Raw genomic sequence first — 10,800 nt, forward strand, 5'->3', positions numbered from 1 at the left:
GTTAAATGTGTGCAACCAGCTCGATACAAGCCACTTAATCATCATTCATTCAGATCAAAGCCCACTTATATTTGAAAATTGATGCCAAATATATTAATAGTACCAAAAGTATAAATTAGCCAATACCATGGTGGTGGTTCGCTTTTGCAAGCAAGCAGTAGCCCCTGTATTAAGTCTAGGACATAGAAAGTCCTGCGTTTTATAAAAAAGAAACAATAATTGATTGAAATTGTCTTAATTTTAAATTGAAATACAGAAAATAGATGTCTAAACACCTTATTTACGTAAGTATATATACGCCTAATTGTAACAATATCACATTTCTGAGATAAAAATCAGTTATTTTTTAAAAAAATACTTGCGTGAATTGAATGCAGGTTATACCTTTGAGCAAGTAAAGAAGCCAAAAGAAAACAAAAATATTAAAAATAAAAGTTGTGTGGATTTAGTAGCGGGAAAGGCTGGAACATTTTGTTCCAGTCCTTTTTTTTTGTTTTAAATCATAAAAGGCTATGGTTTTGCGGTAAAATGACGAAAAAAGCTACAATTTGTACTCAATCTGCATTTTCCAATTACGCTTTCTATTTTCGGTTTCTAGAAATAAAATCGCCAAGACTTCACTTTAGAATTTACTTTTAACCTTCCCTTCTTTACCTAGCCTTATTTCAAATTTACGTATTGCTCTTTTTGTACAAAACCAATATTCAAGAAAAGGCATATTTTCTCTATAAAAACCCCATGTCCATATACGTATGTAGAAAAAGGCACACTATTAAAATGATAATGGATATAAATGTCCACAAATGCCTAAATTTTATTTGCGATTTATTATTTTAATGAATATTTACTAAGACAAAAGGATACGCTAAATATAGGATCAAACCAAGAATCGGGGATCCAGAAAAAGTTACTATGGATTAAAAACAAAAGAGCCCAAGATTTCTCTTGAGCTCTTTGTCGGGGTGGCAAGATTCGAACTTGCGACCTTCTGCTCCCAAAGCAGACGCGATGACCGGGCTACGCTACACCCCGATGGTGTTTCCTATTTCCTGTTTGAGTGACCAATTTGTAACCCAAACACTCTTTGCAGAGGGAGCGGGATTCGAACCCGCGGTACCATTGCTGGTACGTCAGTTTAGCAAACTGGTGGTTTCAGCCACTCACCCATCCCTCTTTGTCGCCGAAACGGAGTGCAAATATACAGCAATTGTTTTTTACAAGTCAAATAGATTTCAAAATAATTTTAAGTTTTTTTGAAACATTTCACCCTTTGTAAGGCATACTTATTCATACTCAATAAGTTACATTTGAAAATTATTTTCAAAATAATTCCTAGTCAGGAAATGCTGTGTAATCCCCTAAGGTGATTTTATAAGTAAAATCCTATGATAGAAATCATAATATGTAAATTTTCTTAGAATAGTATAATTTTAGAATTCAATATAAATCCTTAATTTTGTGAACCTTTTTAACGCCCATTGAGGCGAAACAAGTAAATTAATTCTAAAACCAAAGGTTAATGGTAAAAGATATCTTTGAAAAAGTAGTAAATAATATGGGACCTATTGGCTCCCAAGCACATTATTCTCATCATTACTATTCTTTCCCTAAACTTACAGGTCCTCTAGGACCTTTTATGAATTTCGGTGGAACTAGGATGCTTAACTGGTCATTAAATGACTATTTGGGCCTAGCTAATCACCCAGAAGTACTTAAGGCAGATGCGGAAGCTGCTGCTGAAACTGGCCTAGCCTACCCAATGGGAGCTAGGATGATGACCGGTAATACAGATCTTCATGAAGAACTAGAAAGACAGCTCGCTGAATATGTAGGAAAAGAGGATGCATTCCTTTTAAACTATGGATACCAAGGCGTAATGTCTGCAGTTGAAGCGATGGTGGACTTTAAAGACATTGTTGTTTATGATGCCGAAAGTCACGCATGCCTTATTGATGGTGTAAGATTACACCGTGCAAAAGGAGGTAAAACATATACCTTCAAGCATAATGACATGGATAGCCTTGAGAAAAACCTTATTCGTGCTACCAAAGTGGCAGAAGAACAAGAAGGTGGAATCTTAGTGGTTACTGAAGGTGTTTTTGGAATGTCTGGTGCAGTTGGAGCACTAGATAAAATTGCGGAGTTAAAGAAGAAATACAAATTCAGATTATTAGTAGATGACGCTCATGGATTTGGTACCATGGGAGAAACGGGTTCTGGTGTACCAGAGCATTATGGTGTTCAAGATGCCGTGGATATACACTTCTCTACATTCGCCAAATCAATGGCAATGATTGGGGCATTTGTAGCAGCAGATAAGGAGATCATTATGTATCTTAAATACAACATGCGTTCTCAGACTTACGCCAAAGCCCTTCCTATGGCTTTTGTCAAAGGTGCCATAAAGCGTTTAGAGCTTATAAGAACTAATCCGCAGCTTAAAGAAAACCTTTGGACAATCGTAAGAGCTTTGCAAAAAGGCTTTAGAGATAGAGGTTTTGATATTGGCGTAACTGAAAGCTGCGTAACACCAGTTTTCCTTCATGGAGATTATAATTTAAGTGTGGTTACAAACCTCATTAGAGACATGAGAGAGAATATGAATGTATTCTGCTCTATCATAGTATATCCGGTGGTTCCTAAAGGAGTTATTCTATTAAGAATAATACCAACAGCCTCTCATACCTTGGAAGACGTAGATTTTACTATGAAATGTTTCGAAGAAGTTCAAAGAAAACTTAAGGCTGGAGAATACTTCGGGAATGACGAAAACTAGAAACTAGAATCGTTAAAAAAAAACTACCGAAATTAGCACATAAATGCCCTAAACTGTTCTCTAAGGGTATTTATGTGTTATATTTTTTGTTGAATTTTTAGAATTATTCCAGATTTAATATATCTTGCGTACAGTTAAACTAAATTATAATTTAAAATAACCCTTTTTTCCATGAGTAAGTATCAAGAACTAACAGACCTAGTGGCTTCTATGCAAGATGATTTCGAAAAATTCTATGATAAGAAGAACAAAGCTGCTGGCACACGAGTAAGAAAAGGAATGCAAGACCTTGCTGTTTTTGCAAAAGCTACAAGAAGTGAAGTACAGGACATGAAGAATGAAGGAATGTAATTCCCTATTGTGAATCTCACGAAGAAACTTGAAAGTTCCGAAGGTCGTCCTCCGGAACTTTTATTTTATATGCGTTTTAGTATAATTCGGTGTTTTTCAATGTCCCAATACCTCTAATCGTAATTTTCTTAGTTTCTGGATCATAAACCTCTGTGGCTATTTCTGCGATATGCTTGCCTTCCTTAATGCTCATTACTTTAAAAACAACTTCATACTCTTTGTCCACGAACATAGGCCTAAGGTATTCTGTTTCTTGTTTTAAGTAAATAGAACCCGCTCCTCCTGGTTTGTTTGTACCTAAAAACCTTGTAAAAACACTGCTTCCTAAATGTCCATGAATAATGCATTTTCCGAAACGCGAAGTTGCCGCATATTCTGGGTCCGTATGAATGGGATTGTGATCGCCAGTAAGTTCTGCAAAGTCATTGACCTGCTGTTGACTAAAGCTAAATGTAAATTTATATTCTGATCCTACAGGTATTTTATTGGATTCCATCTTATTATTGTTAAATTTTCTCAAGCAAAATTATACTTTCAAAATTGTCAAAACAAGACATCCTTTTTGTAATTAATCCAAATTCTGGCACAGATCGTAAAAAATCAACGCTGGAGAAAAATATAGACCTTTATCTTTCTAAAGATAACTATAATCCGATCATCAGATATACCGAAAGACCACAGCATGCCACCCAAATAGTGAAATCTTTCCTAAAAGAGGGTATTGAGGAAATAGTAGCCGTAGGTGGAGATGGTACCATTAATGAAATAGCCTCCCAATTAATTCATACCAAAACCGTATTAAACCTTATTTCTAAAGGCTCTGGAAATGGTCTGGCAAGGCATCTTGGTATTTTTAATGATGAAAAAACTTGTATTCAAAGAATTAACTTAGGTAAAATCATAGAAATAGACACTGGTCTAATAAACGACATTCCCTTTTTATGTACGGCAGGCATAGGTTTTGATGCCCTTGCTGCTGAAAATTTTTCAAAAATAGCCGGTAGGGGTTTTAAAAATTATGTCAGAGCGGGATTAGGCTCCTATTTCAATTTTGAGCCCCTAAAAATCAAATTCAATAATTCCGATTACAAAATATTCTCCATCTCCTTCGGAAATGCTTCACAATTTGGCAATAACGCCTATATTACTCCTGAAGCAAGTATTAGTGACGGTCTTTTAGACTGCTGCATTATTAAAGACCATCCAAAACTTCAAGGGCTTAATCTTGCACAAAAACTTTTTCGAAAAAAGATTAAAGAGTCTAAATTTGTAGAATACTATAGAGAAAAGACCTTTAACCTTCTCACAGAAGATAAAGCATTAATACATTATGATGGAGAGCCAAAATGGTTAGACACCAATAAGATCAAAATCTCCATCAGAGAAAAATCTTTAAGAATAAAAATATGAGCAACAAGAATAAAAAAAGAAGTGGTGTGGTTTATTCCACAAATCCAGACTACTCCTTTAATGAAGATAATTCAGACATTTTCACCCCTGATAATTCTACTCAGAAACTCAAAGTGTGGTTAGATAGAAAGGGCGGAAATAAAGTAGTATCTAGAATAGCAGATTTCGAAGGAAACGACTTCGATTTGGCTGTATTAAAGAAAAAAATTCAAAATGCTTGTGGAGCTGGTGGGGCCGTTAAAGATGGTGAGATATTGATCCAAGGCGACCATCGTGACAAAATTTTAAACCTATTGATTTCGGAGGGGTATGCAGCAAAAAAGGCAGGAGGTTAATACCCCATGCCTTTAGTTTTTATATATCAATAAATGCTAAACCAAAACAATGTCATCTGCATGAGCCACAATTAACTTCTGTGGCTTTTCTTGTAAAGAAGAAGAGTTTTCTCTACTTCTGGCTATCGCAATAACACCGTTAAATTCATCAACCAATTCTACAACCTCCCCTTTTCCAAAAACGCCAGAAACACTCATTATACCTACCGCCAAAAGACTTTTCCTTTTCTTAATAGCCTTTACTGCACCTTTGTCAAGCATTAACTTTGCGGTTGTTAAACCACCACTTAAAAGCCATTTGTTTCTAGCAGAAAGATTAATATTATTGGCATCAAAAGTGGTTCCTTCTTTTTGTTCAAATGATTTTAAGATCCCACCTTGACCCTCTTTTATACCAAAAATGGTCACTTTAATCCCCATTTTATTAGCCAGTTTAGCAAAGGTCAGTTTCGAGGACATTCCACCAGTACCTAATGCAGATTTACTGGTATCCACTAAGTCCATAACGGCGTCATCTATGACCGCCACATGATTCACAAGATTCTTATTCTTATCCAATAAACCACCCGACTCTGTGGCAATCATTAAATGTGAAGCCCCAAAACCAGCAGCAATAAGCGTGGCCAGTTCGTCATTATCCGAAAACTTTAGCTCTCTATCGGAAACCACATCGTTTTCGTTTGCAATAGGAATTATACCGTTTTCCCATAGCTCTTGGTAAGTTTCTTTAAGCTCTAAAAACAATTCCCTATTCGCAAAATGCCTTCTTTCGCACAAGCTCTGTGCCACTTGAATACCATGCTTTTCAAAAGCTTGATTATATTTTATTATTAATCTTGGATTACCAATGGCCGCAGCAGCCTTTCTTTTGGCTATACTCCCATCATATTTGGTGATGAACTTTTTGCCTGCACCCACAGCTCCTGAAGATACCAAAACAACATGATGCGTTTTATGTAACTCACTCACCTCTAGGGCTATTTGTGCAATTATTTTTTTATCTGGCTCTCCATTTTTATTACTAATGGCAGAGGTTCCAAATTTTATAACGAGTAAAGGTTTAGTCATTCTGAGGCAATGCTTTGGGTAAGTCTAAAAGCGAAGCTGGATATTTGGTTTCAAAAGTATGTAATTGACTCAAAACCTTGTCCAATCTGTCAATAAAATCAATCCGAAAATCTTCATGAAGAGCATTAATATACTTGATTACAGCTATGGCCTTCCTTACCAAATAAACCCTCAAACTATCCGCCTTTTTATGAGCTTTGGCAATTTGATTTTGATGATTATTCAATATTTTCTCCAGCAAATAAATGGCAAGCTCAGCTTCACCATACTTATCTTTTGTAACTCTCCTGTGCCATGTAATTTTAGCACTCACCATTCGTATATCTTTCAATAAAACACCAGGATAAGAAGATTTCCTATCGAAAAGCTGGTTCATCAAATCTACTAATTCTTCTCTTCGCCAAGTTAAATCACTTTCATCTTCTAGCAAAGTAAACTGCATCTGCTCCCGCAAAAGATTATTCTTGGATATTAATCGTAATAAATGCCTGTCCTTTTCCTTTTGAGAAAGGCTTAGAATAGCAATTTCTAGCTGTTTTGAAATATTTTGTGGCATTGGTTTCTAGTTTTTCAGTAAACCATGAATACTCTCCACACGGTTGAGATGAGTAGTAATACCAATAAAAATGGTGTTAATACTTTCCAGCACAAATACATGAGCTGGTCCATTCTTAACCTAGGCAAAGTCCAGCGAATCCACATCATCACAAAAATGGCTGCGTAAGCTTTGGAAAATAACCAGAAAGCTCCCCATAAATATGAGCTTATGCTACCTGGCTCTCCGGTAGTCCATAAGGCCAACTTAAAGTTACCCATATTTGGTAAAGGAGAATTCCAACTTCCTAAGAACAACACAGCCCCAAGAATAGAAACTAGGAGCATTATACCATATTCCGCCAAGAAAATAATGGCGAACCTAAATCCACTATATTCCGTATGATAACCTGAAATCAACTCAGATTCCGCTTCTGGTAAATCAAAAGGAGCTCTATTGGTTTCTGCCAATGTAGCAATGAAGAAAATCACGTAAACAATTAACAGAAAAGGATTCCTGAAAATATTCCATGTTAAAAAGCCCCCTACTTGGCTTACATCTATACCCAATTTTTTAATTCCAAAAAGATAATTAGTCTCCGGTGAAAAAAGTCCTTGCTGAAAAGAGATTTCCTGTAAATCTAAGGTTTGAGTAATCACCACAACGCATAATACACTTAAACCTAGAGGAACTTCATAAGACACTATCTGTGCTACAGAACGCATAGAACCTAAAAGTGAATACTTATTACTGGATGCCCAGCCTGCCATTAAAATGCCCACTATATCAAGACTTACAATAGCCAATATAAAGAACACACCTGTTTGTGCTGCTGACCCTTGTAAAGTTGAAGTAACTGGTAAAACAGCAAAACCAGCAAAAATGGCCATAAAAATCAACTTAGGAGCAAACTTAAATAGTCTTTTATCGGCCGCACTTGGAACTACATCTTCCTTTTGCAAGAGCTTAACTAAATCTGCAAAAAGTTGAAGTAAACCCCACTTTCCCACCTCCATCGGTCCTAATCTATCCTGTATAAACGCAGAAACTTTACGTTCAAGATAAACACTGATGATAACATTGGCTCCGATAAGACCTATGAAAACTAATAAAGGGATAAGCATTTAATTACTTTTTCGATACTATTTTAAGCTAAAGTACTACTTTCTAAATGTCAATACGGTCTATTTTATGAACCTAAAAGAATTTAAACCTAAAACTCAACATTGCCAGGCGTTCTTGGGAAAGGAATTACATCTCTGATATTCCCCATTCCAGTTACAAACTGAACTAACCTCTCAAAACCCAATCCAAAACCAGAATGAGGGGCTGTCCCAAATTTCCTAGTATCAAGATACCACCAAAGGTTCTCTTCGTCAATTTCCATCTCCTTCATTCTGCGTTTTAGCTTTTCTAAGCTTTCTTCTCTTTGAGAACCTCCTATCATTTCCCCTATTCCAGGAAAAAGCACATCCATGGCTGCCACAGTTTTGTCATCGTCATTTTGCTTCATATAAAAAGCCTTAATGCCTTTGGGGTAATCGGTCAAAATTACGGGCTTTTTAAAATGTTTCTCTACTAAGAAACGCTCATGCTCAGACTGCAAGTCTATGCCCCACTCTACCGGAAATTTAAATTTCTTTTTCTTATGAGGTGTTGAGTTCAACAATATTTCAATGGCTTCTGTATAGGTAATTCTGGCGAAATCATTTGCCAGTACAAAGTCCAGTTTTTCCAATAAGGTATGTTCGCTTCTCTCTAACTGTGGTTTGGTTTTATCTTCATTCTGAAAACGGGTATCCAGAAAAGCCAAATCTTCTTTACAATTTTCTAAAGCAGATTTAATCACATATTTGATGAAATCCTCTGCTAAATCCATATTATCCTTCAAATCGTGGAAAGCCACTTCTGGCTCAATCATCCAAAATTCTGCTAAGTGTCTTGTGGTATTTGAATTTTCCGCTCTAAAAGTAGGGCCAAAAGTATAAATTTTAGAAAGTGCCAAAGCACCCAGTTCACCTTCCAATTGACCAGAGACAGTCAAAGAAGTTTCTCTACCAAAAAAGTCTTCTTTAAAATCTACCTCTCCTTCCTGGTTAAGTGGTGCTTTATTTGGCTCAAAAGTAGACACTCTAAACATCTCGCCTGCACCTTCGGCGTCGGAAGCCGTTATTATAGGGGTATGAAGGTTAAAAAAACCTCTTTCGTTATAAAATTGATGTACGGCAAATGATAAAGCGTGCCTTACTCTAAAAACAGCAGAAAAAGTACTTGTTCTAAACCTTAAATGAGCTTTCTCTCTTAAGAATTCTAAGCTATGTTTTTTGGGTTGAATAGGATAAGATTCATCTGCTTCTCCATAAATTGTCAATTCCTCTGCCACTAACTCTACATTCTGACCGGAACCTGAAGATGCTACCAGCTTACCTTTTACTTTTACACAAGCTCCACAGCTTACCCTTTTCATTATTTCTTCAGAGACCTTTTCTCCGTCCACTACCGCTTGAATATTATTGATGGTAGAGCCATCATTTATGCTTACAAAAGAAAGCGTAGCCTGCCCTCTTTTGGTACGAACCCAGCCTTTAACTACAACCTCTTGCTCCTTTGGCTCTAGGGCCAATATTTCTTTGATTTGCATCCTTTAAAATTAAAAATTTCACAAGTCCGTCAAAATTAAGTATTAATCCTTTCAAAGAACAACCCATAATGTGAAAGGTATTTATGAAAAGTAACATTTATTTCTAAAAGCATTAGTAAATTGCATGTAAACGCATGTTCATCACTAGAATTAACCAAAATGAAAAATTGGCTTTTAGCCTTTTGTACTCTATTCCTTACCTCCACAGCTATCATGGCACAGCAAAAGCGATTTGAAATTCAAGGACACAGAGGTGCTCGAGGACTTATGCCCGAAAATACTGTTCCAGCTTTTATACGGGCTATTGACGAAGGTATCGAAACTTTGGAATTGGATATTGTAATTTCAAAAGACAAAAAGGTGGTAGTGTCTCATGACCCATATTTTAATCCAGACATTTCAACCGACCCTTTCGGTAAACCAATTACTGGGGATAATAAAGGAAACACTTATGAACTTACCTATGCCGAAATAAAAAAGTATGATGTGGGTTTGCGAGGGCATCCAGCTTACCCAGAACAGAAAAAAACAAAAGCCTATAAGCCCCTTCTTAAGACAGTCATAAAAAAAGCAGAAAAGTATGCTAAAAGTAAGGGTATAGCCCCCTTAAAGTACAATATTGAATTAAAAAGTCTTCCTGAAGAATATCGAATTTCTCAGCCAGAGGTAGCAGAGTTCTCTGACTTGGCACATGATGTAATCTTCAAATATTTAGAGCCCGAAAGAGTAACTATTCAAAGCTTTGACTTCAATATCCTTAAATATTGGTATTCCCGAATTAATGCGGGTGAATATCAAAAAGTTTCACTGTCAGCATTAATTGAACCTTATGACGATAATGACATTGATTTAAATATAAATAAGCTAGGATTTAAGCCTGATATTTGGAGTCCTTACTTTCACCATCTCAATTCAAACAAGGTTAAAAAATTGCATTTCCTTGGTATTAAGGTCATTCCATGGACAGTCAACGATTTTAAAGAAATGCAAACCGTTAAAGATATGGGTTGCGATGGTTTAATCACGGATTATCCGAATAGAGCGAAAAATTTGTAATACGCTTGAAATCTCTTTTATTTGAACTTTTTAAAAGTCAATATTTACTTTGAGCGTTCTAAATGAAATCCTGGGCTTCTTTATAAAACGCCGAATTGAGCGTATTAACGAATTTATAAACAACCCGCACGACACTCAAGATCAAGAATTTAGAAGCCTTATTTACAAGGCTAGAAAAACTGAATTCGGTAAAATCAACGGATTTGCGGACATTGTCTCCATTTCTCAATTTCAAGATCGAGTTCCAATAGTCACTTATGAAGATTTTTATCCGAATATAGAACGTGTGCTCAAAGGTGAGCAAAACGTCATATGGCCAGGGAATATTAATCTTTTTTCAAAGTCTTCTGGTACGACCAACGCCAAAAGTAAATACATTCCAGTTTCTGAAGATTCTTTAGAAAGCTGCCATTATAAGGGTGGGAAAGATCTAATTACCCTATATCTCGCTGAAAAGCCAGATGCCAAACTATTTGATGGGAAAGGGCTATCTATCGGAGGCTCACTGCAAAGCAATCCATTCAATAATGGAACAGAGGTTGGAGATATTTCTGCCATTATTATGCAGAACCTACCTACTTGGGCGGAATACCTAAGAACCCCTCCGCTTGAAGTTGCCTTAATGGAC

The 10,800-nt window shown here is 36.2% G+C and carries 11 protein-coding genes and 2 tRNA genes; 6 read left to right on the forward strand and 7 right to left on the reverse strand.

All coding sequences use genetic code 11. The annotated features are described in order from the left end of the window. Nucleotides 1-957 precede the first annotated feature (957 nt). Nucleotides 958-1,032 (reverse strand) — tRNA-Pro (locus ACTBZY_RS08805). A 55-nt stretch (nt 1,033-1,087) separates the two neighbouring features. Continuing rightward, nucleotides 1,088-1,174, reverse strand: a tRNA-Ser gene (locus ACTBZY_RS08810). A gap of 345 nt (nt 1,175-1,519) precedes the next feature. Here ACTBZY_RS08810 and ACTBZY_RS08815 point away from each other — a divergent pair. Further along, entirely contained in the window at nt 1,520-2,776 is a 1,257-nt protein-coding gene (locus ACTBZY_RS08815) for an aminotransferase class I/II-fold pyridoxal phosphate-dependent enzyme (protein ID WP_463045963.1), read from the forward strand. A gap of 171 nt (nt 2,777-2,947) precedes the next feature. Then, nucleotides 2,948-3,127 (forward strand): histone H1, encoded by a 180-nt coding sequence (locus ACTBZY_RS08820; RefSeq protein WP_463045964.1) that lies wholly within the window; start codon nt 2,948-2,950, stop codon nt 3,125-3,127. A 76-nt stretch (nt 3,128-3,203) separates the two neighbouring features. Here the strand turns inward: ACTBZY_RS08820 and ACTBZY_RS08825 are convergent, their stop codons facing one another. Next, nucleotides 3,204-3,623, reverse strand: a complete 420-nt coding sequence (locus tag ACTBZY_RS08825; RefSeq protein ID WP_463045965.1) for a MaoC family dehydratase — start codon at nt 3,621-3,623, stop codon at nt 3,204-3,206. A gap of 44 nt (nt 3,624-3,667) precedes the next feature. Between ACTBZY_RS08825 and ACTBZY_RS08830 the strand changes: the two genes are divergently transcribed. Beyond that, a complete protein-coding gene (locus tag ACTBZY_RS08830) occupies nt 3,668-4,537 on the forward strand; it encodes a diacylglycerol/lipid kinase family protein (RefSeq protein ID WP_463045966.1) in 870 nt (289 codons plus the stop codon). Then, a complete protein-coding gene (locus tag ACTBZY_RS08835) occupies nt 4,534-4,872 on the forward strand; it encodes a translation initiation factor (RefSeq protein ID WP_463045967.1) in 339 nt (112 codons plus the stop codon). Before ACTBZY_RS08830 ends, ACTBZY_RS08835 begins: the two co-directional genes overlap by 4 nt. Before the next feature lie 36 nt (nt 4,873-4,908). On the opposite strand, the gene proB is transcribed toward ACTBZY_RS08835, so the two are convergent. The 4 genes from proB to asnS form a co-directional block, all read right to left on the reverse strand. Continuing rightward, the gene (proB, locus tag ACTBZY_RS08840) at nt 4,909-5,940 is read right to left on the reverse strand and encodes a glutamate 5-kinase (protein WP_463045968.1); all 1,032 of its coding nucleotides are present in this window, start codon (nt 5,938-5,940) and stop codon (nt 4,909-4,911) included. Beyond that, nucleotides 5,933-6,496: a hypothetical protein gene (locus ACTBZY_RS08845; protein WP_463045969.1), complete on the reverse strand. Its 564-nt coding sequence runs from the start codon at nt 6,494-6,496 to the stop codon at nt 5,933-5,935. Before ACTBZY_RS08845 ends, proB begins: the two co-directional genes overlap by 8 nt. A 14-nt stretch (nt 6,497-6,510) precedes the next feature. Beyond that, nucleotides 6,511-7,599 carry a complex I subunit 1/NuoH family protein gene (locus tag ACTBZY_RS08850; RefSeq protein ID WP_463045970.1) on the reverse strand — a complete coding sequence of 363 codons (1,089 nt, stop codon included), beginning with the start codon at nt 7,597-7,599 and terminating at the stop codon, nt 6,511-6,513. An 89-nt stretch (nt 7,600-7,688) separates the two neighbouring features. After that, nucleotides 7,689-9,116 (reverse strand): asparagine--tRNA ligase, encoded by a 1,428-nt coding sequence (gene asnS / locus ACTBZY_RS08855; protein ID WP_463045971.1) that lies wholly within the window; start codon nt 9,114-9,116, stop codon nt 7,689-7,691. Between the two features lie 159 nt (nt 9,117-9,275). On the opposite strand from asnS, the gene ACTBZY_RS08860 reads away from it, so the two are divergent. Both ACTBZY_RS08860 and ACTBZY_RS08865 read left to right on the forward strand, forming a co-directional pair. After that, nucleotides 9,276-10,172, forward strand: coding sequence for a glycerophosphodiester phosphodiesterase family protein (locus ACTBZY_RS08860; protein ID WP_463045972.1), 897 nt, complete (start codon nt 9,276-9,278; stop codon nt 10,170-10,172). Nucleotides 10,173-10,221: 49 nt separating this feature from the next. Then, nucleotides 10,222-10,800 (forward strand): GH3 family acyl-acid amido synthetase (locus ACTBZY_RS08865; RefSeq protein ID WP_463045973.1); only part of this gene is annotated, 579 nt, incomplete at its 3' end.

The sequence above is a fragment of the Arcticibacterium sp. genome, from assembly GCF_055134445.1.